Source organism: Escherichia sp. Marseille-Q3837, assembly GCF_916618735.1.
GTDB classification, from domain to species: Bacteria; Pseudomonadota; Gammaproteobacteria; order Enterobacterales; family Enterobacteriaceae; genus Escherichia; species Escherichia ruysiae.
In genome coordinates this window covers 1,914,728-1,940,731 of record NZ_CAKAKC010000001.1, presented here as the reverse complement: position 1 = coordinate 1,940,731, position 26,004 = coordinate 1,914,728, and the positions used below count along the sequence as shown (strand labels likewise).

General features: G+C 51.5%; 20 protein-coding genes. 5 read left to right on the top strand and 15 right to left on the bottom strand.

Going from position 1 to position 26,004, the window contains the following annotated elements:
* Window positions 1–3 precede the first annotated feature (3 nt).
* Both LG381_RS09025 and amiC read right to left on the bottom strand, forming a co-directional pair.
* Entirely contained in the window at window positions 4–828 is an 825-nt protein-coding gene (locus LG381_RS09025; protein WP_225762977.1) for a PRD domain-containing protein, read from the bottom strand.
* A 260-nt stretch (window positions 829–1,088) separates the two neighbouring features.
* Window positions 1,089–2,342: an N-acetylmuramoyl-L-alanine amidase AmiC gene (gene amiC / locus LG381_RS09020; RefSeq protein ID WP_000016908.1), complete on the bottom strand. Its 1,254-nt coding sequence runs from the start codon at window positions 2,340–2,342 to the stop codon at window positions 1,089–1,091.
* Window positions 2,343–2,572: 230 nt separating this feature from the next.
* Here amiC and argA point away from each other — a divergent pair, with 230 nt between their 5' ends.
* Window positions 2,573–3,904, top strand: coding sequence for an amino-acid N-acetyltransferase (gene argA, locus LG381_RS09015; protein ID WP_000237965.1), 1,332 nt, complete (start codon window positions 2,573–2,575; stop codon window positions 3,902–3,904).
* Between the two features lie 81 nt (window positions 3,905–3,985).
* On the opposite strand, the gene recD is transcribed toward argA, so the two are convergent.
* From recD to LG381_RS22340, 13 genes are all read right to left on the bottom strand, one after another.
* Window positions 3,986–5,812 carry an exodeoxyribonuclease V subunit alpha gene (recD, locus tag LG381_RS09010; protein ID WP_032226109.1) on the bottom strand — a complete coding sequence of 609 codons (1,827 nt, stop codon included), beginning with the start codon at window positions 5,810–5,812 and terminating at the stop codon, window positions 3,986–3,988.
* Window positions 5,812–9,354, bottom strand: a complete 3,543-nt coding sequence (recB, locus tag LG381_RS09005) for an exodeoxyribonuclease V subunit beta (protein ID WP_225762306.1) — start codon at window positions 9,352–9,354, stop codon at window positions 5,812–5,814. The genes recD and recB overlap by 1 nt, the downstream gene beginning before the upstream one ends.
* Complete coding sequence (gene ptrA / locus LG381_RS09000) at window positions 9,347–12,235, bottom strand: pitrilysin (RefSeq protein ID WP_225762305.1); 2,889 nt, start codon at window positions 12,233–12,235, stop codon at window positions 9,347–9,349. Before ptrA ends, recB begins: the two co-directional genes overlap by 8 nt.
* A 175-nt stretch (window positions 12,236–12,410) precedes the next feature.
* On the bottom strand, window positions 12,411–15,779 hold the full coding sequence (recC, locus tag LG381_RS08995; RefSeq protein ID WP_225762304.1) for an exodeoxyribonuclease V subunit gamma: 3,369 nt from the start codon (window positions 15,777–15,779) through the stop codon (window positions 12,411–12,413).
* Window positions 15,780–15,791: 12 nt separating this feature from the next.
* The gene (locus LG381_RS08990) at window positions 15,792–16,115 is read right to left on the bottom strand and encodes a prepilin-type N-terminal cleavage/methylation domain-containing protein (protein ID WP_001276468.1); all 324 of its coding nucleotides are present in this window, start codon (window positions 16,113–16,115) and stop codon (window positions 15,792–15,794) included.
* Entirely contained in the window at window positions 16,100–16,507 is a 408-nt protein-coding gene (locus tag LG381_RS08985; RefSeq protein WP_222680429.1) for a DUF2509 family protein, read from the bottom strand. Before LG381_RS08985 ends, LG381_RS08990 begins: the two co-directional genes overlap by 16 nt.
* Window positions 16,504–17,067 (bottom strand): prepilin peptidase-dependent protein, encoded by a 564-nt coding sequence (locus LG381_RS08980; RefSeq protein WP_105281174.1) that lies wholly within the window; start codon window positions 17,065–17,067, stop codon window positions 16,504–16,506. The genes LG381_RS08985 and LG381_RS08980 overlap by 4 nt, the downstream gene beginning before the upstream one ends.
* Window positions 17,058–17,528: a prepilin peptidase-dependent protein gene (locus LG381_RS08975; RefSeq protein WP_225762303.1), complete on the bottom strand. Its 471-nt coding sequence runs from the start codon at window positions 17,526–17,528 to the stop codon at window positions 17,058–17,060. The genes LG381_RS08980 and LG381_RS08975 overlap by 10 nt, the downstream gene beginning before the upstream one ends.
* 185 nt (window positions 17,529–17,713) lie before the next feature.
* Window positions 17,714–18,508: a thymidylate synthase gene (gene thyA / locus LG381_RS08970; protein WP_000816232.1), complete on the bottom strand. Its 795-nt coding sequence runs from the start codon at window positions 18,506–18,508 to the stop codon at window positions 17,714–17,716.
* A 6-nt stretch (window positions 18,509–18,514) separates the two neighbouring features.
* Complete coding sequence (gene lgt / locus LG381_RS08965; protein ID WP_000204651.1) at window positions 18,515–19,390, bottom strand: prolipoprotein diacylglyceryl transferase; 876 nt, start codon at window positions 19,388–19,390, stop codon at window positions 18,515–18,517.
* Window positions 19,391–19,540: 150 nt separating this feature from the next.
* On the bottom strand, window positions 19,541–21,787 hold the full coding sequence (ptsP, locus tag LG381_RS08960; RefSeq protein WP_000957932.1) for a phosphoenolpyruvate--protein phosphotransferase: 2,247 nt from the start codon (window positions 21,785–21,787) through the stop codon (window positions 19,541–19,543).
* 12 nt (window positions 21,788–21,799) lie between these two features.
* The gene (rppH, locus tag LG381_RS08955; protein ID WP_000564488.1) at window positions 21,800–22,330 is read right to left on the bottom strand and encodes an RNA pyrophosphohydrolase; all 531 of its coding nucleotides are present in this window, start codon (window positions 22,328–22,330) and stop codon (window positions 21,800–21,802) included.
* Window positions 22,331–22,682: 352 nt separating this feature from the next.
* Window positions 22,683–22,829, bottom strand: coding sequence for a hypothetical protein (locus LG381_RS22340; protein WP_300979950.1), 147 nt, complete (start codon window positions 22,827–22,829; stop codon window positions 22,683–22,685).
* 185 nt (window positions 22,830–23,014) lie between these two features.
* Between LG381_RS22340 and mutH the strand changes: the two genes are divergently transcribed.
* The 4 genes from mutH to LG381_RS08935 all read left to right on the top strand — a co-directional run bounded on the left by mutH (window position 23,015) and on the right by LG381_RS08935 (window position 25,990).
* Entirely contained in the window at window positions 23,015–23,704 is a 690-nt protein-coding gene (gene mutH / locus LG381_RS08950) for a DNA mismatch repair endonuclease MutH (protein WP_000082203.1), read from the top strand.
* A gap of 68 nt (window positions 23,705–23,772) precedes the next feature.
* Entirely contained in the window at window positions 23,773–24,486 is a 714-nt protein-coding gene (locus LG381_RS08945) for a TerC family protein (protein WP_000895631.1), read from the top strand.
* A 137-nt stretch (window positions 24,487–24,623) separates the two neighbouring features.
* Window positions 24,624–24,842, top strand: a complete 219-nt coding sequence (gene ygdR, locus LG381_RS08940) for a lipoprotein YgdR (protein ID WP_000758660.1) — start codon at window positions 24,624–24,626, stop codon at window positions 24,840–24,842.
* 107 nt (window positions 24,843–24,949) lie between these two features.
* Window positions 24,950–25,990 carry an NADP(H)-dependent aldo-keto reductase gene (locus tag LG381_RS08935; RefSeq protein WP_225762302.1) on the top strand — a complete coding sequence of 347 codons (1,041 nt, stop codon included), beginning with the start codon at window positions 24,950–24,952 and terminating at the stop codon, window positions 25,988–25,990.
* The last annotated feature ends 14 nt before the right edge of the window (window positions 25,991–26,004 follow it).

The window sequence follows — 26,004 nt, the reverse complement described above, 5'->3', positions numbered from 1 at the left end:
TAGTTAGTCCATTAATACTTTGGTGCGAATAGAGAGATATAGCTTTTCTTCTAAAATCAATTCATATTTAAACGTGCTGTACAGATACCTTTCTATTTCATGAATAGCGCGTTGCAATTGAATATCTTTTTCAAGAAACTGTTCATAGATATCGCCAATATCTTTCTGTTTTATTTTTTCATTGCATAATACTCGACAAGAAAAATACTTAAGATGCATCATAAATCTTGAATAGTTAAATGAACTCCTGTCCACCCTTCTGTTATAAATGCCCTCAATAATCTCCGTAATTTTTTGAGACAACTCAATAATTCTTACAGATTCATAATCAATTGAGTTTTCATAGTTATTTAAAATATGTAATGCAATAAAACCAATCTCGTCATCCGGAAGTTGAAAGCTAAACTGATCATTGATGATTGTTAATGCATCCCGACTTATCACATATTCTGCTTTATACAACGCTTTGATTTCCTCAAGGAAAACATTATTAATTTGTATTCCGGAGGCGATTCGGGATATTGCATTCGAAATGTGATCGGCAAGAATCAGTAGTAGCGAAGGATTTAGCTTTTTTTCAAGATTGATCTCCGCATATTGCACTATCTTTTCAGCCACAAATACATACTCAATATCCACATGCTCAATCAGTTTGTAGAGTTTATTTTTTTGCTCATTCCTGACATAAAAAATTCGGTTAGCCGGATGCTCGGGTACAGACATACCATATTTTTTGTTGTAACCGACGCCAGGTCCAGAAATGATAACCTCCTGTCCATTCATCGATGCCTGCACACAATTATTGTTCATGACTTTTTCGATGATCATTTCATGGCTCCAAAAAAAAAGGCAAGGCACGTCAGAAGTAATAATTACTTCAAACATTGCCTTGCCTGATTTAACAGTTACAAGATGATTAACTAATGCCTATACCTTACACTGGATTGTCTTTAATAAAAGAGACGCTAGGCTTATTTTTCAAGCTAACTTTCAAATATTCGACAGCAGTCACAAAATCATCGTTTAACATTCATATAAATGATATCCATTCAATTAAATATAAATTCATTGAATGGATAAATTAAACATCATCCCCTTCTCGCCAGCGTCGCTCCATCGGCAAAATACGCTTTAATTCCCGCAAGAATGGACTCTGCAACTTCCTGCTGGAAAGTCGCCGTTTTCAGTTTGCGCTCTTCCTCAACGTTACTGATAAACGCCGTTTCGACCAGAATGGAGGGAATATCAGGCGCTTTCAGCACGGCAAACCCGGCCTGCTCGACCTGATTTTTATGCAACTTATTGATTTTCCCTAGTTTATTCAGTACTGCTCTACCAAACTTCAGGCTGTCGGCAATGGTCAGCGACTGAACCATATCAAACATGGTGTGGTCGACATAGCGGTCGCCACTTTTGCTCACACCACCAATTAAGTCCGAGGCGTTCTGGGTTTGCGCCAGATATTTTGCCGCAGTACTGGTTGCGCCTTTGGTCGAAAGCGCAAACACCGAGGAGCCGCTCGGCTGGCGGCTGGTAAAGGCGTCGGCATGGATAGAGACAAACAGGTCAGCACGTTGTTTCTGTGCTTTTGCTACGCGCACTTGCAATGGAATGAAGATGTCTTCATTACGCGTCATGTACACCTTCATATTGCCCTCTTTCTCGATCAGAGAGCGCAGACGGCGGGCAATCTGTAATACCACGTCTTTTTCACGCGTTTTGTATTTCCCCACCGCGCCAGAGTCTTCGCCACCGTGGCCAGGGTCAAGCATGATGACAATTGGGCGATCGCGCCCTGCCTTACCTGGCTGCGGACCACTTTGCGCAGGCGGCACCTGTTTTTCGAGATCGCCTTTGTTGTAATCCTCCAGCAGCGCCAGCAGCGGGTCTTGCATATCCTGCGCATTGACCGGATAGAGATCCATCACCAGACGCTCTTTAAATCCGGCAACCGGCGCGAGGGCAAACATCTGTGGTTTTACGTTTTGCTTTAATTCAAAAACCATCCGCACGGTTTGCGGATCAAATTGCCCGACGCGTGCTGACTTGATGAACGGGTCGTCAGCACGAATTTGTGCCGCCATCCCCTTGAGCACCGAGTTCAGGTTTACATCTTCAATATCTACCACCACGCGCTCAGGATTACTCAACGCGAACTGCTTATATTTCAGCTGACGGTTTGATTCAACCGTCACACGGGTATAGCTGGACGCAGGCCAGACGCGCACCGCCACGACCTGGCTGACCGCAGCCAGGCTGACCTGACTTACGCTCAATAGCCACATGGCACCCGCGCCTTGCAGTAAACGACGACGGCTGATTGCAGTATTGGATCCTGACATGCCTCTCCCGAGCAAAAAAATCTAAGCTGTGTAACAAGTAAACGACCAATTTGACCGGAAACTTTAGCGAAAGACGCATAATCTGTCATCTATAAAACGGTAAACATTCTTTTTATATTCACGGCATTACTGATAAAAAAGTTGCTCATGCGTAAAATTCGCACTTGCACACGGCGAAAAAACAGAATAAAAATACATTAATTTCGAATAATCATGCAAAGAGGTGTGCCGTGGTGAAGGAACGTAAAACCGAGCTGGTCGAGGGATTCCGCCATTCGGTTCCTTATATCAATACCCACCGGGGAAAAACGTTTGTCATCATGCTCGGCGGCGAAGCCATTGAGCATGAGAATTTCTCCAGTATCGTTAATGATATCGGGTTGTTGCACAGCCTCGGCATCCGTCTGGTCGTCGTCTATGGCGCGCGTCCACAGATCGACGCGAATCTGGCGGCGCATCATCACGAACCGCTGTACCACAAGAATATACGCGTGACTGACGGCAAAACGCTGGAGCTGGTGAAGCAGGCTGCGGGGACATTGCAACTGGACATCACTGCTCGCCTGTCGATGAGCCTCAACAACACGCCGTTGCAGGGCGCTCATATCAACGTCGTCAGTGGCAATTTTATTATTGCACAACCGCTGGGCGTGGATGATGGCGTGGATTACTGCCATAGCGGACGCATCCGGCGGATTGACGAAGAAGCAATTCATCGCCAACTGGATAGCGGTGCCATTGTGCTGATGGGCCCGGTGGCGGTTTCGGTCACTGGCGAGAGCTTTAACCTGACCTCGGAAGAGATTGCCACACAACTTGCCATCAAACTGAAAGCCGAGAAGATGATTGGTTTTTGCTCTTCACAGGGCGTCACCAATGATGATGGCGATATTGTCTCCGAACTTTTCCCTAACGAGGCGCAGGCGCGGGTAGAAGCCCAGGAAGAGAAAGGCGATTACAACTCCGGTACGGTGCGCTTTTTGCGTGGTGCGGTGAAAGCCTGCCGCAGTGGTGTTCGTCGCTGTCATTTAATCAGTTATCAGGAAGATGGCGCGCTGTTGCAAGAGTTGTTCTCACGTGACGGTATCGGTACGCAAATTGTGATGGAAAGCGCGGAGCAGATTCGTCGCGCAACAATCAACGATATTGGCGGCATTCTGGAGTTGATTCGCCCGCTGGAGCAGCAAGGTATTCTGGTGCGCCGTTCTCGCGAGCAGCTGGAGATGGAAATCGACAAATTCACCATTATTCAGCGCGATAACACGACTATTGCCTGCGCCGCGCTCTATCCTTTCCCGGAAGAGAAGATTGGGGAAATGGCCTGTGTGGCAGTTCACCCGGATTACCGCAGTTCATCACGGGGCGAGGTTCTGCTGGAACGCATTGCCGCTCAGGCGAAGCAGAGCGGCTTAAGCAAATTATTTGTGCTGACCACGCGCAGTATTCACTGGTTCCAGGAACGTGGATTTACCCCAGTGGATATTGATTTACTGCCCGAGAGCAAAAAGCAGTTGTACAACTACCAGCGTAAATCCAAAGTGTTGATGGCGGATTTAGGGTAAGCGATGGAAATCGCCGGATGCGACATGCATAACACTCGTAGGCATGATAAGACGCCCATGCGTCGCATCCGGCAATCACGTTTATTCCCGCGCACCAAACAACGCTGCCAGCCCGCTACGTCGCTCGGTACGAGTGGCGATTGCCGCACTCAAAATACGCTCATCGGCATACAGAGACAAACGTCGACGCGCGCGGGTTACCGCAGTGTAAACCAGTTCTCGCGTTACTACCGGTGTACGCTGGCTCGGTAAAATCAACGCCGCATGGTCGAACTCCGATCCCTGCGATTTATGTACCGTCATCGCCCATGTGGTTTCGTGCTCTGGCAGGCGGCTCGGTTGTACTGACTTGATATTACCGTCCGGCATCGCAAACCAGACGCGCGTCCCCTGCCCGCGATCCAGCGCAATACCGATATCACCATTAAACAACCCAAGCGCACTGTCATTACGGGCAATCATCACCGGTCTGCCTTCGTACCAGCGCGAATGCGGATGACGATGAATTTTGCGCTTCTGTTGCATAAACTGTTCAATTCGCTCATTCAGTCCAGCCACGCCAAACGGCCCTTCCCGCAGGGCGCACAAAAGCTGGTACTCATTGAACGCCTGAATGATTAAATCCGGCTCGGCACGCGCTTGCAGCAGATCCAGATAACGTCCGTAACCCGCAAGAGCTTCCTCAAGCATCGCAATATAGTCTTCGCCGTTCTGCAAAAGCCGTTTTTCGATGTCAGTAAAATCCTGCTGAAAAACCGTTTTCACTGCCGTTTTATCACCACGGTTAATCGCCGCAGCTAACTGACCAATGCCAGAATCGCTGCCGAAACGGTAGCTTTTTTGCAGCAGGCAGAGACTGTCACGCAAAGATGCCGCTTCTGTGCCAGTTCCTGCCGGAACGTGAGTTCCCGTCAGGCGGCTTAGCTGCCCGGCACGCTCGGCGGTAAAGCCGGCGTTGGCATAAGCGCAGATATCGCCCAGCACAGCCCCTGCCTCAACCGAGGCCAGTTGATCGCGATCGCCAAGAAAGATCACTCGCGCATGATCGGGCAAGGCGTCGATCAGCCTCGACATCATAGGCAGATCGATCATTGATGCTTCATCTACCACCAGCACATCAAGATGCAGCGGGTTACCGGCATGATGACGTAAACGCTGGCTACCTGGCTGCGCACCCAGCAATCGGTGCAAAGTGCTGGCATCTTCCGGAATGCGTTTCTTTTGTTCATCGGTCAGCGGTAACTGGCGCAAAGCCTTGCCAAGCGATTCGGTTAAGCGCGCAGCAGCTTTCCCCGTTGGCGCGGCCAGTCGGATACGGCAGCGTTCACCGTCGGCCATCTGAATTAACGCAGCCAACAACTTCGCCACGGTGGTCGTTTTACCGGTGCCAGGGCCGCCGGAAATCACCGAGATCCGCCGCGTCAGCGCCACCGCTGCCGCCACTTTTTGCCAGTTAATTTCATCGCTTACTGGAAAAAGTTTGTCCAGGGTTTGCGCCAGTAGAGCTTCATCCACCTCAATGGCATGATTCACTTCGTTGAAAAAGCGTGCCACTGTGCGCTCGTTACACCACATGCGATTCAGGTAAAGACGATCGCCACAGAGGATCATTGGCGTTGGTTCATCTCCCCGGCTGACCGCTTGTGAAGCCAGCAAGCACTCTTCCCAATTTTGTAGCTCACCGATTTCACTGACACAGGTCGCCAACAGCGGATGCGACGCCTCATTATTTTCCAATCGTGAAAGCGGCAAACAGACGTGTCCCTCTCCGGCATCATGACTTAACAGTGCCGCCGCGAGGGTGACGGCAGGATGTTCATCTCCCGCCACAGTCAGGGCAAATTGCACATCCAGCGGGCGTAGCTGTTTGTGCTCCACAGCTTCCAGTAATTGCTTTTGCAATTTCATTACGCCTCCTCCAGGGTCATACCGGCAAACATCTCATCCATCAGGTCAATCAACCCGGCGTTGGGTCGGGTCGCGTAGATCCCTTGTTGCGGATGTTCTTTATCAACGCCACGCAGGAACAGATAAATAACGCCACCAAAGTGACGCTCATAGTCGTAATCAGCAATGCGATGGCGCAGATAACGATGCAGCGCCAGGGTATAAAGCTGATATTGCAGATCATAGCGGTGTGCCTGCATCGCCGCTGCCATAGCCTGTTGGGTGTAAGCCGAACTGTCTTCACCCAACCAGTTAGATTTATAGTCGAGCAGGTAATAACGCCCTTCGTGGCGGAACACCAGGTCGATAAAGCCTTTTAACATGCCGCGTACCTGCATGAACTCCAGCGGCGGGCAGCCAGCGGATAGCGAGTCAAACTGGCGGATTAGCGCATCAAGCTGGCTGGCAATAAGCGGCTCGCTAATCGGCAGGTAAAACTCCATCTCCACCTGTTTATCGCGGGCGGAAAGCTGACTCAGAGTGACGCCAGTTTCATTGAGCGGCGCCTGAAGAATAGCGGTGATCCACTCAGTCAACACCGGTTCCCACTGCGGTTCAAAGCCGCCAAGTTCCAGTTTTTCCCGCACCCAGTTCGGGTCAACCGGCTGGGTAAAATCGAGGTCTTCAAACAAACTGTGCAAGAATGTCCCCGGTGACGCACCGCGCGGGAACTGATGCGGTGTTAACGTCGGTTCTTCAACGACGCTGACCACGCCTGCGGCATCAACATCCAGCCGTGGCATCAGATCCTGAGCGATACCGTGACCACGCTGCTGCAAACCGGAGTAGCTGGTGACACGCCAGTTATCGCCGGGCAATCGTTGTAGCGTCCTCGCATTCAGTTCTGCTGTAGAAACATCATTAACCTGCCACGGTTGATTATCACCCGTTTGCGCCGTTTGCCAGGCAATATCCTCATCGCATAGTGCCTCAATACAGGCGCGAAGCCCTGCCGCATCTTGCGGTTCCCCTTTTTGCAGCAAACGCCCGAGCGCACTTTGGTGGACGTCGGTGTCACCTTTTTTATCACCACGACGGCGCACCAGCGGCGCAACGCCGAGACTGCAATGCCAGACCGAACGCGTCAGCGCCACGTAAAGCAAACGCAGATCTTCCGCCAGACGCTCTGCCTCGGCGAGATCGACGCTTTCTGGCGCAGCGTTAAGATCAAGTACAGCCTCAAATGAATGACGATCGTGATAGAACGCCTGATCCTGGACGCGAAAATTGGTAATAAACGGCAACCAGACCAGCGGATATTCCAGCCCTTTTGATTTATGGATCGTGACGATCTGCACCAGATGTTTGTCACTTTCGAGGCGCATTTGCTGGCTGGAGGCATTACTGTCGGGTTCGAGGATATGTTGCGATAACCAGCGTACCAGCGCATGTTCACTTTCCAGCTGCGTTCCGGCTTCTTGTAGCAGTTCGCTGATATGCAAGATATCGGTAAGACGCCGCTCGCCACCTGCCGTGGCCAGCAGGTTTTCTGCAATGTTGCGCGCCGACATCAGCGCCCGCAGCATCGGCATAACGCCGCGTTTGCGCCAGATTTGTCGATATCCATCAAATTCTTCGACGACTGCATCCCACGCATTTTCGTCATCATTCAACGTTTCGATATCCAGGGCGTTCAACCCCATCATCGACGTTGCTAACGCACTGCGCAGAGTGTTCTCACGTTCAGGCGTCATTACAGCCTGCAACAGCCAAAGCATCTCCTGCGCTTCCAGTGTTTCAAAAACACTGTCGCGGTTCGAAAGGTAAACGGAAGGGATTTCCAGCAGCGTTAAGGCATCGCGCACCTGGGCGGCCTCCTGGCGGCTGCGTACCAGCACACTGATGTCCGAGGCGCGAACAGGACGCGCGGTGTCGCCATTCATCAGCAATGCTTCGCCCCGCTGCCCGGCCTGTAGCCAGTCGCGGATTTGCGCAGCACATACCTGCGCCATGGTACTTTGATAATCGCCAATACCGCAGCTTTCACCTTCCATCAGCCACATTTTCATCGCCGGCTGCGTTTCACCTTTAAATACAAAACGCAGTGCCTGATTTTTTCCGGCTGATTTCACTGGAATAAACGGAATTTCGCGGAACATGAAAGCGTCATCAGCCTGGCTGAAAAGTTTGTTCACACTGTTCACCATTCCCGGCGCAGAACGCCAGTTGGTATCTAAGGTGTAGTGAGCGTGAACTTCGCTACGCGCCTTCATGTAGGTGAAAATGTCTGCGCCACGGAATGCGTAAATGGCCTGCTTCGGGTCACCAATCAGCAATAACGCCGTTTCCGGCTGATGGTGCCAGATACGGCGGAAAATCCGGTACTGCTGGGGGTCGGTATCCTGAAATTCGTCGATCATTGCCACTGGAAAGCGCGTACGGATCGCCGTTGCCAGCGCCTCTCCGCTTTCGCTACGCAGCGCGGAATCGAGCCGACTTAGCATGTCATCAAAGCCCAGTTCGCCACGGCGGCGTTTTTCGCGCGCTACTGTTTCGCGGATCTCAGCCAATGCGCGGGTGATCACCACATCACGGATCGACAATGGTTCGGCAAGCAGTTGATCGATCGCCTCAAACAGCGGATGTCGCGGGGTTTCCCCCCCGGCTTTCGTGCGATCTTCCAGGAAACGCTGGGAGAATTTTTCCAGCGACTCTGGCAACTGATAACTGTTGGTCTCTTCTTCTGCCCAGGCGCTGATCTTGTCTATCCATTTAGCCTGATTGCTACGGTTAAACTTGCGGCGATCAATACCGGAAGATTCGATCAGCGCATCCAGTTCACCTACTGCGTCACGCCACTGCTGTTTTACGGCATCGATACGCGCCACAATTTGCGCATGGCGGGAAGCCAGAGTTTCATCATCGGGCGGCGGCGCTTTGATAACCGGCGCTTCCCCTTGCAGATAACGGTTAATATCTCGCAGTAACGCCTGCGGCCCTTTCCAGGTTTCAAAGACGACCTGGGCAATTTCACGCGGTAACGGGTAGCAATGGCGACGCCAGAAATCGGCGCAGGCCTGGTAGCGCAGTAGAGACTCGTCTTCAATCAGCTGCTGCTCAAACAACATGCCGGATTCAAAGGCATTCAGGTTGAGCATTCGCTGGCAAAAACCGTGGATGGTAAAGACTGCTGCTTCATCCATCTGTCGCTCAGCTAACAGCAACCACTGCGCGGCTTGCGCTTTATCGTCGATCTCTTCCAGCAGGCGTGCATACAGCGGATTGTCGGTGGTTTCACGCAGACAGGCGATGCGTAATTCATGAATATTGCTACGGATACGACCGCGCAATTCTGCAGTGGCAGCCTCGGTAAAGGTTACTACCAGCAGTTCTTCAACGGTCAATGGGCGGGGAAAGGCGGAGGAACCGCCTAGTCCAAGTAACAGGCGCAAATAGAGCGCCGCAATCGTAAAGGTTTTGCCTGTGCCGGCAGAGGCTTCAATCAGGCGCTCGCCCTGTAAGGGCAAGCGCAAAGGATCTAGTGTCTCGGCGACATCACTCATTCTTTTCACTCATCAGGGGCATTGTTTGCTGCAACGCGCTGACGTTCTCCCATACTTTCCAGCCTTCAGGATGCACATATTCGGCTTTCCCGTTCTGGCTGCCGGAAATCTGCGACAGGATAGCCATGCCTTGCGGCTCGACCACCGCCTGATGGAAGAAATCGGCCAGTTTTTGCGGCGTCAGCAGTTTTATCTGTGCCACGATTTTATCACGCGAATCGAAGCGCATATTGCCGCGATCGAAATCTTTACTTAACTTCGATGCTTCTTCGCCGAGCGTTTGCGGAGCCTGCAGCATCTGGGTAATCACCGCCTGCTGGATTTGGGCAAACTCTTCTGGCTTCATCGCCCGCAATTTTGCCTCTGCGATTGGGAAAAAGGCTTTGTATCGCTCCCACAGGTATGAGGGCTGTTTATCATTGCTTTGCAGCAAGAAGCCCATGCCCCACTGGCGACCCACACTCATAGGAAACGCGAACACGGCATAGCCCAACTGTTCTTCGGTACGCAACTGATTGTAGAACCACGGCTGAACAATCTGCGCCAGCAGAGAACTGTAGGCTGAACTGGTGTATTCATCGTAGCCAGTCGGTACGAAAACCGCTGCCAGGGCAGAGTCGGTACTGTTACCGGCTTTTTCAAAGATGACGGACTGTTTTTTCTCAACCACTACATCTTTGTTACGACACCACTCTGAACCATCAGCGCCCAACTGTTTTTGCACATCGCGTGCCAGCGTTGTTGCCTGGGCTTCGGTCATGTTGCCGATAACCATAAACTCTGGTCGTGCCCCCGTTTTTAAGGCGTCGCGGTAAGCCAGCACCTCTTTCAGAGTGATGGAGGGCAAAATTTTACGTCGCTCATCTCGCGAGAAGTACGGCACCTGCGAGAGCATTTGCGCGGGCATAATCGCCTGCTCAAACGCTTTGCCCTTTTCTGCGGAATCCATCATCTGGGTATACCAGGATTTTGCCTGCTCAAGCTGATCTTCCGTAGCGGTATAGCTAAAGTACCCATCGAGCAGAGCCTGGAAAAGCTGCGGCAGACGCTGGGTGTAACCATTAGCATTAACCATAAGACCGTTGTTAGCGTTGGTGGAAAAACTAATGCCACCAACCGACGCCTGGTTGCTTAACTGATCAAGCGCCAGCCCTGCGAGATAATCATTGAGCGCAAACATTACCTGATTACGGGCGCTGTCCATGGCTTTCGGGTTACGCAAAATCAGGCTGACATCTGCTTTGGGTTCGCTGGCAAAATAACGGCTTGGCGCATACACCACACGCAGATTCGACTCATCAACAATCAGCTCTGGATGGTCGTATTTCTTCTCTGACTTAATCAGCGAGAAATCGTCAGGAATATAGGGGTTAAGCTCCGGCAAGGAGAGCGCAATGTCGGCGGCTTTTTTCTGCCAGTCAGCGAAGGTTTGTTCGCTGATTTTATCGACCTGATACGGCGCATCGACAAAGTAAGCCGTTTTATTGTGCGGCTCTTTCGGGCTGATATACCAGATACGCGCGTTCTGCGGCGTCATCATCGCCAGACGTTCTTTTACTGCTTTAGCATCGTACCGATCGGCAATATTGACTGCATCCAGCGTATGCTCAACAGGAACGCGAATCATGGTATCCGCCAACCATTCGACGTAATCCATATCACGGGTGATTGACGGATAACGGAAGTCGATATCCAGCACATTCGCCAGCTCATCGAAATACTGTTTATCAATCCCTTTTTCGCGTAACAGATTGAGGTAGCTGAAAATGGCCGCCACAACCTGATCGCGATTCGCCAGACCTTTATCGGTTAAGGACGCAGAAATCGCTAATACGCCGCTGTTACCGTTGACGATAGGATCGGAGTTGGCGCTAATGCCCTCAACTAATCCCTGCTTTTGCAGCCAGTCAGAAAGTGTACCTGGGCTGCGATTACCAATCAGATAGGTAATCAACTCATCCGTTTTACTACGGAACTTCTCCGAGTTGTTATCGATGCGAAACTCGACGCGCAGCACTTTACGCGGCAGCGCCGGGACGTAATGAATGATAATGCCCTTTTGCGCGTCGGTGACTACCGGCACGGTGATTTCCGGTTTCTGGCTCTCTTTGTTAGGCACGCGACCGAAGGTGTCCGCCGCCATTTTTGCCAGTTCCGGCAATGGTTTGTTGCTGTAGATAACCGCCTTCATCAGATTGGCAGAGTAATATTTCTCATGGAAATCTTTCAGCGCCTGCTGCACAGGATTACCGGGTTTGTCGCTTAAGGTTTCCAGGTTACCGCCAGAAAACTTTGAACCTGGGTGCGCCGGGTTAATGGTTTCTGCGCTGACCTGCGCCATGCGCATCCCGTCACGCGTGCGCGCCATGGTTAATTCAGCGTTCACTGCATTACGTTCACGTTCGGCATATTTCTTGTCGAGCAAGGGTTCTGCAATAGCATCGGCCAGGCGATCTACCGCACCGGGCAAGGCGTCGTTCTCAACTTCCAGATAGAAAGCCGTGCGATATGGTGCCGTGCTGGCATTGTGACTGCCGCCGTGCATTTTAAGATATTCAGCGAGGCTATCTGCTTGAGGGTACTTTTTCGAACCCATCAGACTCATATGTTCAAGGTAATGTGCCAGCCCCTGATACGCTTCAGGATCTTCCAGCGACCCAACGGGCACTACCAGCGCCGAAAGCGATTTAACCGCCTGCGGATCAGAAACCAGCAAGACCACCATACCGTTATCCAGACGTATAGCCTGATACTGGCGGTTATCTTTATCACTTTTACGGATGGTTTCCTGAATCGGCTGCCATCCCGTTTCTGCCTGACTTAAGGGTGCCCAAAGGGCAACAAACAACAGTAATGCTTTGAACCAGGTGCTGCGGGGCATTCACGAACCTCATTATCAACTTTATTTTTCGACCAGATTCAATAAATTAAAGAAAATCATCCGGCAGAATATAATCTTGTGCTGAACGAGTCAGCCTGTGTCTATATAACCATCAGTCCGTGACTGGTGCGCATCATAAAGTAAGCAGATGAATTGCGCAATTTTTATACAGAACTCATGATTGATTAAAACGAAATAGCGGTAACAAGAAACGCTGCGACTGATCAACGATGGCTTCCATTGTCTCTGGCGTTAATTGCCGCCAGAGCCGTTGATACCAGATATCATCACCTTCACCACGCACCATCATGTTGCCCTCGTAAGCCTGAAGGAATTTCGTTCGAGCTTTTTGCAACGTGGAATCGTCATCCAGCATGGCATCGTTTGCCGCGTCATAACAGGTTTTTAGCCATGCGCCGCCACTTTCAGGTAACACCAGCAACGGCGCGGACATTCCTTCACGATACCCCTCAATCAGTTGTGAGAGGTAATGTAAAGCCTGTTCGGCTGCAAGCGGCGGGAAACGCCACTCGCCGTCTTTGCGTAGAAAAAGGCGGCTTTCACCGTTACCACCACTGGCACAGTAGACAAGGTGTTCTAACCAAAGTTGCATTCCCTGTGCAACACTGAGCAAAGAGGGACGCCAGCGCAGCAGGCCATCCGGCTGAACCTGCGGCAACCACCCAGTAATCTGCACACCGTTGCACGCGAGATCGATTTCCATACTCTGCCCCGGCTGGCGACAGGCAATGACTCTGTCGGCAAGCTGCTGCATCTCCTGACACTGCATTTCCCAGAAAATTTCACCAAAAGCACCGTACGGTAAATCCCCTGCCGCCCGGAAGCGGCGGAACAAGCGTTCTGCATCATCCTGATCCACCAACGCATTTAATAACTGCTGATTGATTTGATAACGACTAAGCCCTTCGAGAATAAATGGCTCGGTATCGGGAATTTCGCTGTCTTCGGTACGAAAATGCACCTGTAAACGCATCTGGAAAAACGCTCGCACCGGATGCGCCCAGAATCGTTGTAGCGTTTCCAGCGGCACGGTTTCTGGCAAGGTAAACGGTAAAGGCTGGACAAATTCAGAATGCGCCTTGCCTGCCTGGCTGGCTGCCGGTAGCCACTCACGCGCATAGCTTTGTAACTCGCCAGGCTGGTAGTTTTGCGGATCAAACGGCATCCGGGTATGGAGGCACGTAAGATGCTCTTTTACTCTTGCCTCGCTTTCATCACAGTTAAGCTCTTCATCACCCGGCAGATAATGACTTTGTCCGATGTAGTCGATCAGTTCCTGCACCAGCACCGACGGGAAACGTTCACTGTTATCCTGGATGGAACGCCCGATATAGCTGATATAGAGTTTTTGCTGCGCGGAAATTAACGCTTCCAGGAACAGATAGCGGTCGTCATCGCGACGGCTACGGTCGCCACGCTTCGGTTTCTGGCTCATTAAATCAAAGCCCAATGGTGCAAGCTGGCGTGGGTAAACGCCATCGTTCATCCCCAGCAGGCAAACCACTTTGAACGGGATTGAACGCATTGGCATCAGCGTACAAATGTTAACCGGACCCGCAAGAAAACGCTGGCTGATACGTTCTTGATCGAGGCGTTGTGCCAGTTCATCACGTAACAGTGACAGCGGCACCGCGTCGCCATACTGCGCACCTAAACCTTCGGCGATAATCGCCTGCCACTGCTGCTCAATAAGCGTCATCGCCGCTTCGGTTTCCGCATCCGGCAGGAAGAAGGCGTTGAGCATATCGCGACAAACCGGCAGCCACTCCTCAAGCGGGCGCTCCTGCGCTAACCCTCGACGCCAGATATTCAGTTGCATTAGCAGTGACGCCAGATGCCCTACCAGTTCTGCAATTAAGCCGCTCGATTCGTCATAAGGAAGAACCGATTGCCACTCGCCCTGGGCGCTCTCCATTGCATAGCCCAGCAACATGCGCGTCAGGCCAAATCGCCAGGTGTGTTGCCCGGTGGCGGGGAGTTCCAGCTCGCGAACGTTGTCGTCATCAATCCCCCAGCGAATGCCGGATTCATTAACCCACAGACGTAAATAACGTAGCCCTTCTTCGGTGATATCAAACCGCGCCGCCAGTACCGGCACGTCCAGCAGCGCCAGCACGTCCTCCGACACAAAGCGGCTGTCTGGCAGTGATAACAGGCTGATAAACGCTTCCAGCACCGGATGCGACTGCCGCGCCCGACGGTCGGAAATGGCATAAGGCAGGTAACGATCCGCAGGCGCGCTACCAAATACAGCCTGAATAAACGGACTGTAGCTATCGATGTCGGCCACCATCACGATGATGTCGCGTGGAGTAAGTGTCGGATCTTCTTCCAGCATCGCCAGCAGGCGATCGTGCAAAACTTCCACTTCGCGCTGCGGGCTGTGGCATACGTGGAAGGTGACGCTGTTATCCTGCGGATCAAGCAGACGTTTGTTGTCGCTGCGGGAAAACTCGCTCAGATTCACGCCTGCGACCGCACGGTTTTCCAGTTCCAGAATATCGGACTGGATGTTATGCAACAGGCTGTCTGACGTGACATCAACGAATGCGTCCAGCTCCTGACTGCTCTGGAGATCGGCAAGCAGATAGATGTAGTCGCGCCCCAGCTTGCCCCATGAGGCCAGTAGCGGGTTACCAACATCCTGTTCGCCGTCGCTGTTAAACAACTGGCCGGCGTTTTCGCTATCGCGGAATAGCGGCAATTCGCGATCTTCAAAACTGTGTCGCCGCTGGCGAGCTAGAAGCTTTGCCAGATAAGCCGGATCTTTAATATCACCCCAGTAATAACGGCAAGGGTTGGTAAACAGAAGATGGATTTCAATATGTTTACCCAGCGCCTGTAGCGCCTGTAGATAAACAGGCGGTAACGCGGAAATACCGCATATAAAGACACGCGAAGGTAACCCCGGCGGGCAGGTCGTCGCGGACTCCAGCGTTTCGATAAAGCGCTGATAAAGATTGGCGCGGTGCCAGCGCGGTTGCCCGAGTTCGTCGGTATATTCCACCAACGCCTTCCACAACGGCGCTTGCCAGGCCTGCGCTTCTCCCAGCCCTTCAACCAAATGTCCTGTTTCCCACTGTGCCAGCCAGTCCGGACGATAGACCAGATACTGGTCAAACAGGTCCGCCGCTTTTGAAGAAAGCTGGAACAGTTTACGCTTGTCGCTATCATCAGTCAGATAATGCCGCAACAGGGTAAAGTCTTCGCGCTCCAACAGTTGCGGCAGCAGAGTCATCAGTTTCCAGCTCATGCTCTGTTTGTTAAAGGCGCTCTCTTTGGGGATCTCCGGTAACACCCGGACGAACATATCCCAGATAAAGCTCGCCGGCAGCGGGAAATCAATGTTTGCCGCAATGCCGAACTTCTGCGACAGCGTCATTTGCAGCCACTGCGCCATACCGGTACTTTGCACCAGAATCATTTCTGGCTCAAAAGGATCGTCCAGCCGTTCGCGTTCGACGATAAACTCCATCAACGCTTCCAGCACGTCCAGACGATTGGAATGGTAGACCCTTAACATAGCGGCTCCTGACTACTGACGATTCGGGCAATGCAGGCGGGTCATCTCGCCTTCTCTGCCCCCGGGTGAAACTAACGTAACGCTGATGCTGACACATCCCGCCTGCGATGTCTGCATTCGGTTAACCTGCCAGTTGGCAGGTGGCGAAATCGCGCGCAGTTGCGTTTGCTGCCAGCCATGCCGCCAGAGTTGCAGATACTGGTTTCTGCTGGCAAGACTGTTCATTAATGTTCTCTGATACCCCGATAACGCAGTGACAATCATCACCATCAGCACCATCGCCAACATCACTTCCGGCAGGCTAAAGCCTTGTTGATTCTTCAGGGAAGCTGACATAACGCCCCCTCTTTCTGCGGACAAAAATCACTCCAGCCGCGTGGCGAAAAAACAATGTTTCCATCGTTCACTTCGCCTGTTCGCCACAATGAAACGCCTTCATAACCGGCAATCAGCAAGATTTCATTATCTGCCAGTAAACGCAGACAAACCCGGGCACCGGTTGCAGCGTACTGTGAGCACTGAACTGCGGGCTGTGTCTGCCAGGAGTGCATTCTGCCCCATTCCAGCGCCGACTGTACGATAGCCTGGCGACGCAATGACTGGCTTTCCATAGTCACCCGAGAGGCAAAACTGCGATCCTGTTGGCACATTCCCTGTAGCAGCAAACTGCCCAAAACCAGCAACATCAGAACCAGTGCCAGCGATGAAACTCCCCGTTCACGGTTCACAGGTTGAATCCTGTTACGCTATAGCTGGCATCCACCACAGTTTGTGGTTCAGCCTTACTGGCGCCCCGCATATTAACCGTCAACACCGGCGAGAAGCCGCTAACATCCTGACGTACGACCTGAAAAGTGTCGATAATGATGGCATCCGGATTAGTGACTTTATCCCAGCCCTTACCTTCACAAGATGTCGCACCACGTAGCGTTTCCAGCACATGCTCCTTCAGACGAAATCCAATCTGGTCGGACTCTTTTACCGGTTCGCGCTCCCAGATACCGTTACTGTTCGCATCCCACTGTACAATGATGCAGTCACCCTGCCCGACAATGACCAGCCCCTCGCCAGTGCAGCTACCATGACAATAACCCGCTCTCTGGAGATGCTTCGCGACTGTAAATATCCGCAGCCAGATTTCATCTTCCAGCGCCAGCTTACGGGCGCTCGTCAAACTTTCACGCTGTAATGCAGGCAGAAATCGTGCAGCCCCCAGCAACAGTACGCTACTGATCGCCATAGCAATCAAAACTTCCAGCAGAGAAAATCCTTGCTCTTTTACAGACATCCTTCTGTTTCTCCTTGCTGGCAAAGCCGGAGCCTTCCCCATGGCGAAACCACCAGCCACCACTCGCCCGTTGAGTTTTTGAAGCGAATATGCCCTGCCCATGCGGTATTGCGCATGCCAAAGAAAGCAAGCGAAGGTGTCAGGTCGCTCATTTCTACGTCGGGCCAGCGTGGCACGAAGAGCAGCGGTGAACTGCCATGACAGGCATTCGCCCCTGCGGCAGAACTCACAAGACACCATAACTTCCCCTCCCTGATGACGCTGATACTGTGGTCGCGGTTATGCCAGTTGGCATCCTCACGTAAATAGAGCAAATAGTCCCGCGCCTGGCTGGCGGTTTGCCATAGCCGTTGCGACTGCTGCCAGTATTGCCAGCCATAAAGTCCACTTGCGCTTAGCATGACCAAAATCAGCATCGCAACCAGCGTTTCAATCAGCGTATAACCACGTTGTGTTTTCATGCCGGCAGTATGCGACGAGGAGAAAAAAAGACGAGGGTCAGTTTCTCATTCTTCGGCGCGTCTTCCGGACTATTTACGCTGTTGCAGGGCGTTGCAAAATTTCGGGAAGGCGTCTCGAAGAATTTAGCGAAGGATAAAAAAAACCGACGCACACTGGCGTCGGCTCTGGCAGGATGTTGCGTAATTTAGATAGCAACCGGCGCTTTAATGCCCGGATGCGGATCGTAGCCTTCAATCTCAAAGTCTTCGAAACGGTAGTCGAAGATGGATTCAGGTTTACGTTTGATAATCAGCTTCGGCAGCGGACGCGGTTCACGACTTAATTGCAAATGGGTTTGATCCATATGATTGCTGTACAGGTGCGTATCGCCACCGGTCCAGACAAAATCACCCACTTCCAGATCGCACTGCTGCGCCATCATATGCACCAGTAACGCGTAGCTGGCAATGTTAAACGGCAGGCCGAGGAAAACGTCACAGGAACGCTGATAAAGCTGGCAAGAGAGTTTGCCGTCTGCCACATAGAACTGGAAGAACGCATGGCACGGCGCCAGCGCCATTTTATCCAGTTCGCCTACGTTCCACGCCGAAACAATAATACGGCGGGAATCCGGATCGTTTTTCAGCTGGTTCAGTACCGTAGTGATCTGGTCAATATGACGACCATCTGGCGTTGGCCAGGCGCGCCACTGTTTACCATAAACCGGACCGAGATCGCCGTTTTCATCGGCCCACTCGTCCCAAATGGTGACATTGTTTTCGTGCAGGTAAGCAATGTTAGTGTCGCCCTGCAGGAACCACAGCAGTTCATGGATAATGGAACGCAGGTGGCAACGTTTGGTTGTCACTAACGGGAATCCATCCTGCAGGTTAAAACGCATCTGATGACCAAAAATGGAAAGCGTTCCGGTTCCGGTACGGTCGTTTTTCTGTGTGCCTTCGTCGAGCACTTTTTGCATCAGTTCTAAATACTGTTTCATGGTTCCTCAGGAAACGTGTTGCTGTGGGCTGCGACGATATGCCCAGACCATCATGAAAACACCCGCGACAATCATCGGGATGGAAAGAATTTGCCCCATGCTGATGTACTGCACCCATGCACCGGTGAACTGCGCATCGGGCTGGCGGAAAAACTCAACAATGATGCGAAACGCGCCATAGCCAATCAGGAACAAGCCTGAGACAGCCCCCATCGGGCGCGGTTTACGGATATACAGGTTGAGGATAATAAACAGCACCACACCTTCCAGCAGCATCTCGTAAAGTTGCGACGGGTGGCGCGGTAGTACGCCGTAGGTGTCGAAAATGGATTGCCACTGTGGGTTGTTTTGCAGCAACAGAATGTCTTCGGTACGGGAGCCAGGGAACAGCATGGCAAACGGGAAGTTCGGGTCAACGCGCCCCCACAATTCACCGTTAATAAAGTTGCCCAGACGCCCGGCTCCAAGGCCAAATGGAATGAGCGGTGCGATAAAATCAGAAACCTGGAAGAAGGAACGTTTGGTGCGGCGGGCGAAGATAATCATCACCACAATCACGCCAATCAGACCGCCGTGGAAGGACATGCCGCCGTCCCAGACACGGAACAGATACAGCGGATCGGCCATAAACTGCGGGAAGTTGTAGAACAGAACATAACCAATACGTCCGCCAAGGAAGACGCCGAGGAAGCCCGCATAGAGTAAGTTTTCAACTTCATTTTTGGTCCAGCCGCTGCCTGGACGGCTAGCCCGACGCCCAGCCAGCCACATTGCAAAAATGAAACCCACCAGATACATCAGGCCGTACCAGTGAAGCGCCACGGGTCCTATTGAGAAAATGACCGGATCAAATTCCGGAAAATGCAGATAGCTACTGGTCATCTGTCACCACAAGTTCTTGTTATTTCGCTGAAAGAGAACAGCGATTGAAATGCGCGCCGCAGGTTTCAGGCGCTCCAAAGGTGCGAATAATAGCACAAGGGAACCTGGCTGGTTGCCGGATACCGTTAAAAGATATGTATATGATCCGCGCTATAACCCCCCGCGAATCAGCCCGCCCATACCGCGACGCTCCATAAATGCCGCTACCTGATGACGAACTTCGGTCGCCAGTTGCGCTTCCAGACTGCGCTGCGCAAGATTTTCTGCTTCGGCAAAATCAATGCGCCGCAGCAGGTATTTTACGCGCGCGACAGAACGTCCGTTCATAGACAGATGGCGATACCCCAGCCCAATGAGGATTGCCACGCACATGGGATCGCCCGCCATTTCACCGCATAAACGCAGATCGATTCCCTGCGTTTCCGCCTCACGGGCGATCATCGCCAGAGCACGTAACATTCCAGGATGAAGACTGTCATAAATGTTCGCTACTCTGGTGTTGTTGCGATCAACGGCCAGGATGTATTGAGTCAGGTCGTTGGTGCCAACAGAGATAAAATCGATCCGGTTTGCCAGATGCGGCAGCATAAATACCATTGAAGGTACTTCCAGCATGATACCGATGCGTGGTTTGGGAATTGCGTAACCGATCATCTCCTCGACTTCACGTCCGGCACGTTCAATCAGGCGGCGTGCTTCGTCAACTTCATCCAGGCTTGTGACCATTGGCAACAGAATGTGCAGGTTGCCCGTTGCAGCATTGGCGCGCAACATCGCCCGCACCTGGATCAAAAAGATCTCCGGCTGATCGAGCGTAATGCGAATCCCACGCCACCCCAGGCATGGATTCTCTTCGCTGATCGGCATGTAGGGCAATTGTTTGTCAGCACCGACATCCAGCGTACGCAGGGTGACGGGTTTATCATTGAACATTTGCAGCATCCCCTGATACTGCGCCACCTGTTCTTCTTCCGACGGGAAACCACTTTGCAGCATGAAAGGGATTTCGGTGCGATAAAGACCGATACCATCAATGCGACTGCCCAGTTTTTCTTCATGTTCTGGGCTTAATCCCGCATTGAGCATAACTTTTATGCGCTCGCCGCTTTTTAACTGCGCAGGTAAATTGACATCATCTTCTGCCAGACGGCTAAGCTCAATCTCTTCGCTAATCAGCCGCTGATATTCTTGCAGCAGTACCGGCTCCGGATCGACCAGCAATTCACCGCGATAACCATCAACGATCAGCGTCCGACGATGCAGCACCGAAGGCTGAATGTCCGCGCCCATCACGGTAGGGATCCCCAGCGCACGTACCATAATCGCAGCATGGGAGTTGGCTGCGCCATCGCGCACGACAACGCCGACTAAGCGATCCTGAGGCAGCTCTGCAAGGGTTGTCGCTGACAGTTCATCTGCCACCAGAATGAAACGTTCCGGCCAGGCGTTCGCCCCCTGGTTGGCATCATCAAGGTGAAACAACAATCGCTGGCCCAGCGCACGTAAATCACCGGCTCGCTCTTTGAGATAGCTATCACTTAGCGCAGCAAACTGTTCGGCGAATTTTTCAATGACCGTTTTCACCGCCCACTCTGCAACTGAGCCTTTATCCACCTCGTCAAATAATTCGCGACGCAGACGCGTGTCAGAAAGCAGGTGTGAGTAAAGATCGAAAATAGCCGCTGTTTCTTTTTGTGCACCGGCAGCAAAGCGTTTGCTGTAGCGACGAAACTCGTTAGCCGCTTCTTCCAGCGCCCCGGTCAGTCGCTCGCGTTCCAGAGCCGGATCCAGCGTTGATGCCTGATATACCTGTTCCATTAAAGGTAACGTGGCATCCTGCCAGCCTTCAGCAATCGCCACGCCGGGCGCTGCCGGTAATGCGCGGATTCGCGTCTGGCGATATTGCCCAAACAAGGCAGTCAACTGCGACTGAGAAAGAATAGCTGCCATCTGGGTGGCAAGCGTCACCAGGAAAGATTCTTCACTTTCGTTGTACTGCCGCAACTCTCGTTGCTGTACCACCAGTACACCAAGTAACTGGCGACGTTGAATAATTGGCACGCCTAAAAACGCGCGGAAACGTTCTTCTTTTACGGAGGGGATATATTTGAAGCTGGGGTGTTTTTGCGCATCCGCAAGGTTTATCGGTTCCGCCAGCCTGCCAACCAGGCCGACGATCCCTTCATCAAACGCGAGCGTTACGGTGCGACCACGTGGCTTTTTTAATCCTCGGGTCGCCATCAGGTAGTAACAACGTCGGTCGTGATCGGCCAGGTAGACCGAACAGACCTCGGTATCCATCGCAAGACAGATGTCGGTAACCAGAATATTTAACGCCTCATTCAGGCGTGGTGCGCTGGCTACCTTTTCGACTATTTCGCGCAGGCGAGTGAGCATAATGGGCGTGACTTAACCTCTTTTACGTCGATAAGCAGATACGTTTTGTGGTTTAGGCGTATTTTCTTGCAGCGCCATCACAACACTTGCGAACTCTTTCATTACCCTACGGTAGACATCACGTTTAAATGACACCACCTGTCTGACCGGATACCAGTAACTTACCCATCGCCAGCCGTCAAACTCTGGTGTACTGCTGGTTTGCATATTGATTTCCGCATCGCCGCTCACCAGCTGCAAGAGAAACCATTTTTGTTTTTGGCCGATACAAACCGGCTTCGTGTCCCAACGCACCAAACGTTTCGGTAATTTGTAGCGCAACCAGTTACGCGTTGAAGCAAGGATTCGAACGTCTTTACGGCTTAATCCTACTTCTTCAAACAATTCACGGTACATCGCCTGTTCTGCGGATTCTCCGGGATTAATTCCGCCTTGCGGAAATTGCCAGGAGTGCTGACCAAATCGCCGGGCCCACATCACTTGCCCCTGACGATTACAAATCACGATACCTACGTTTGGGCGGTAGCCATCGTCATCAATCACCGGACTACCTCAAAATAAAGCTTTATATACGAATGATTGTTTCATACTCCAGGAAGACGGTAAACCACTCTCTGCAGGGCATTACACACTAATAACAATTGAATAACTCACAGTTAAGTGCAGAGTTATAAACAGAGGACGGGGTGGATAGCCGTTTTTATTCACCTTTTCTGTGGATAGAGTTGTGAAGAACTACGGAATTACCACGGGAAAACCCAGAGCATTCTGAATCAGTCGCTAAAATACACTTTAAAATATTCGTTATTAATCAATATATTAAACACATAAATATTGATAAAACAGAGAAATTCGTGACCCATGTCACACCACTCATTTTCGCATTGGTGAAAGATCAACCAATGTCGTATTTATCCACAGAATGTGCCACTAAGTTAAGCACCGCACCACTAAAAATTAGAGTTTCGTCGCACGTCAAGGCTGTAAATGGAAACAGTAGTGAGGGTTTTTCACAGTTATCCCAGCTTTCTGTGGATAACATGGTGTAAGATCCTGTTTATTTTCAGTGACCAGAATTGGAAAACCCACCAGGACGTTGCGCAACACCGTCACCTGTGGATTAAAAAACAAGATAAATCATAGAATTGAATAACGCTTGTGGAAAAAGTTACACTCTGAATATTCGGTACAAAATAGCTGCTTATTTTTTAACCAAGGTGTAATGCCATGTCTCAACCTCGCCCATTGTCCTCTCCTCCCGAAACTGAAGCGCAGTTATTAGCACAAGCACAGCAACTTTCTGGCTACACCCTGGGTGAACTGGCAGCACTTGCCGGGTTGGTTGCGCCGGAGAATTTAAAACGCGATAAAGGTTGGATCGGTGTGTTGCTGGAGATCTGGCTTGGCGCCAGCGCAGGGAGTAAACCTGAACAAGATTTTGCCGCATTAGGCGTGGAACTCAAAACTATCCCTGTGGATAGTCTTGGTCGTCCGCTGGAAACGACATTCGTTTGTGTTGCACCATTAACCGGCAATAGCGGTGTGACCTGGGAAACCAGTCACGTCCGCCACAAACTTAAACGGGTGTTATGGATACCGGTTGAAGGCGAGCGCAGCATCCCGCTGGCGCAGCGTCGCGTAGGAGCACCGTTGTTGTGGAGTCCGAACGAAGAGGAAGACCGCCAGCTACGCGAAGACTGGGAAGAATTGATGGATATGATTGTCCTCGGTCAGGTTGAGCGAATCACCGCTCGTCACGGGGAATATTTGCAAATACGACCGAAAGCGGCGAATGCGAAAGCTCTCACCGAAGCCATTGGCGCCCGGGGCGAACGAATTCTGACATTGCCGCGCGGATTTTATCTGAAGAAGAAGTTCACCAGCGCACTGCTGGCCCGTCATTTTTTGATCCAGTAGCCATCGCTTTGACCTGCTGCATTCCGGGCATATAATTACCGCTTCATTTTTTTGGCAGGGCTTTTTAGATGTTATTTGCATGGATAACCGATCCTAACGCCTGGCTTGCGCTCGGTACGCTGACGCTGCTGGAGATCGTTCTTGGGATCGATAATATTATTTTCCTTTCTCTGGTGGTCGCAAAGTTGCCCACCGCACAGCGTGGTCACGCGCGGCGTCTGGGACTGGCTGGAGCCATGGTTATGCGTCTGGCGCTGCTGGCGTCGATTGCCTGGGTTACGCGCCTGACGAATCCGCTTTTTACAATTTTCAGTCAGGAAATTTCCGCTCGTGATTTGATTCTGCTGCTGGGTGGTCTGTTCCTTATCTGGAAAGCCAGTAAGGAGATCCACGAATCTATCGAAGGTGAAGAAGAAGGGCTGAAAACACGCGTTTCATCATTCCTCGGTGCTATCGTACAGATTATGCTGCTGGATATTATTTTCAGCCTCGATTCAGTGATTACCGCCGTGGGTCTGTCGGATCATCTGTTTATTATGATGGCGGCCGTCGTCATTGCAGTAGGTGTGATGATGTTCGCCGCGCGTTCGATTGGTGATTTTGTTGAACGCCACCCTTCGGTAAAAATGCTGGCGCTCTCTTTCCTGATTCTGGTGGGCTTTACCCTGATACTGGAAAGTTTCGATATCCACGTACCGAAAGGTTACATCTACTTCGCAATGTTCTTCTCCATTGCAGTAGAAAGCCTCAACCTGATTCGCAATAAAAAGAATCCGCTCTGATATTCCGTTCGCTCTCCAGTGGGAGAGCGAACGTCTTCCCTTTATTCTCACAGTTTAAGACTTTCCTGCTTTCAAGATGTATAACGTCAGATTATAAACAGACTATTATCATTGATGGGCTTAATGAGGATAACCGGATGAAAAAATGGGCAGTATTAATTTCCGCAGTCGGACTGGCATTTGCTGTTTCCGGTTGTAGTAGTGATTATGTGATGGCCACTAAAGATGGTCGAATGATCCTGACTGATGGAAAACCGGAAATTGACGATGATACCGGGCTTGTGAGTTATCACGATCAACAAGGTAACGCGATGCAAATTAACCGCGATGATGTCTCGCAAATTATTGAACGTTAAAAAATAAGGTCAGCATCCGGCTGACCTTAAGATTTTTCGCTTTCCCTTTTCCCTTCCCTCTGCCATTTTTATATTCCTTATGTCGTGATTATAAAAAGGAAACGGCTATGCAATATCACCGTATACCCCACAGCTCGCTGGAAGTCAGCACGCTGGGGCTTGGCACGATGACGTTTGGTGAACAGAACAGCGAAGCCGACGCCCACGCACAACTCGACTATGCCGTCGCTCAGGGCATTAATCTTATTGACGTTGCCGAGATGTACCCTGTACCGCCGCGCCCCGAAACGCAGGGATTGACTGAAACCTATGTCGGTAACTGGCTGGCAAAACATGGCAACCGCGAAAAGTTAATTATCGCCTCCAAAGTGAGCGGACCGTCGCGCAATAATGACAAGGGAATTCGCCCGGATCAGGCGCTGGACAGGAAGAATATCCGCGAAGCTCTGCATGACAGCCTCAAGCGCCTACAGACTGATTACCTCGATCTTTATCAGGTACACTGGCCGCAGCGCCCGACCAACTGCTTCGGCAAACTCGGTTATAGTTGGACGGATTCCGCGCCTGCGGTTTCGCTGCTGGATACGCTGGATGCACTGGCAGAATACCAACGCGCAGGGAAAATTCGTTATATCGGCGTGTCGAATGAAACCGCATTTGGCGTAATGCGTTATCTACATCTGGCGGACAAACACGATCTGCCGCGCATCGTCACTATTCAGAATCCCTATAGTCTGTTAAACCGCAGCTTTGAAGTGGGTCTGGCGGAAGTCAGCCAGTATGAAGGCGTCGAGTTGCTGGCCTATTCGTGCCTGGGTTTCGGCACGCTGACCGGTAAATATCTCAATGGTGCAAAACCGGCTGGTGCGCGTAATACGCTCTTTAGTCGGTTCACCCGTTATAGTGGTGAACAAACGCAAAAAGCCGTCGCGGCGTATGTTGATATTGCCAGACGTCATGGCCTGGATCCTGCTCAGATAGCGCTCGCTTTTGTACGCCGCCAACCGTTTGTTGCCAGCACGCTGCTGGGCGCAACGACGATGGAACAGTTGAAAACCAACATCGAAAGTTTGCATCTGGAGTTAAGCGAAGACGTATTGGCTGAAATTGAAGCGGTGCATCAGGTTTATACTTATCCGGCACCTTAAGGATTAACGCCGGT

Bases quoted from the DNA above. Each gene is read 5' to 3' on its own strand.
- ptrA (WP_225762305.1), bottom strand. From the start codon at position 12,235: ATGCCCCGCAGCACCTGGTTCAAAGCATTACTGTTGTTTGTTGCCCTT.
- recC (WP_225762304.1), bottom strand. From the start codon at position 15,779: ATGTTAAGGGTCTACCATTCCAATCGTCTGGACGTGCTGGAAGCGTTG.
- recD (WP_032226109.1), bottom strand. From the start codon at position 5,812: ATGAAATTGCAAAAGCAATTACTGGAAGCTGTGGAGCACAAACAGCTA.
- amiC (WP_000016908.1), bottom strand. From the start codon at position 2,342: ATGTCAGGATCCAATACTGCAATCAGCCGTCGTCGTTTACTGCAAGGC.
- recB (WP_225762306.1), bottom strand. From the start codon at position 9,354: ATGAGTGATGTCGCCGAGACACTAGATCCTTTGCGCTTGCCCTTACAG.
- LG381_RS08990 (WP_001276468.1), bottom strand. From the start codon at position 16,115: ATGTCAGCTTCCCTGAAGAATCAACAAGGCTTTAGCCTGCCGGAAGTG.
- ptsP (WP_000957932.1), bottom strand. From the start codon at position 21,787: ATGCTCACTCGCCTGCGCGAAATAGTCGAAAAGGTAGCCAGCGCACCA.
- lgt (WP_000204651.1), bottom strand. From the start codon at position 19,390: ATGACCAGTAGCTATCTGCATTTTCCGGAATTTGATCCGGTCATTTTC.
- LG381_RS09025 (WP_225762977.1), bottom strand. From the start codon at position 828: ATGATCATCGAAAAAGTCATGAACAATAATTGTGTGCAGGCATCGATG.
- LG381_RS08975 (WP_225762303.1), bottom strand. From the start codon at position 17,528: ATGAAAACACAACGTGGTTATACGCTGATTGAAACGCTGGTTGCGATG.
- LG381_RS22340 (WP_300979950.1), bottom strand. From the start codon at position 22,829: ATGTTATCCACAGAAAGCTGGGATAACTGTGAAAAACCCTCACTACTG.
- thyA (WP_000816232.1), bottom strand. From the start codon at position 18,508: ATGAAACAGTATTTAGAACTGATGCAAAAAGTGCTCGACGAAGGCACA.
- LG381_RS08980 (WP_105281174.1), bottom strand. From the start codon at position 17,067: ATGTCTGTAAAAGAGCAAGGATTTTCTCTGCTGGAAGTTTTGATTGCT.
- LG381_RS08935 (WP_225762302.1), top strand. From the start codon at position 24,950: ATGCAATATCACCGTATACCCCACAGCTCGCTGGAAGTCAGCACGCTG.
- LG381_RS08945 (WP_000895631.1), top strand. From the start codon at position 23,773: ATGTTATTTGCATGGATAACCGATCCTAACGCCTGGCTTGCGCTCGGT.
- mutH (WP_000082203.1), top strand. From the start codon at position 23,015: ATGTCTCAACCTCGCCCATTGTCCTCTCCTCCCGAAACTGAAGCGCAG.
- ygdR (WP_000758660.1), top strand. From the start codon at position 24,624: ATGAAAAAATGGGCAGTATTAATTTCCGCAGTCGGACTGGCATTTGCT.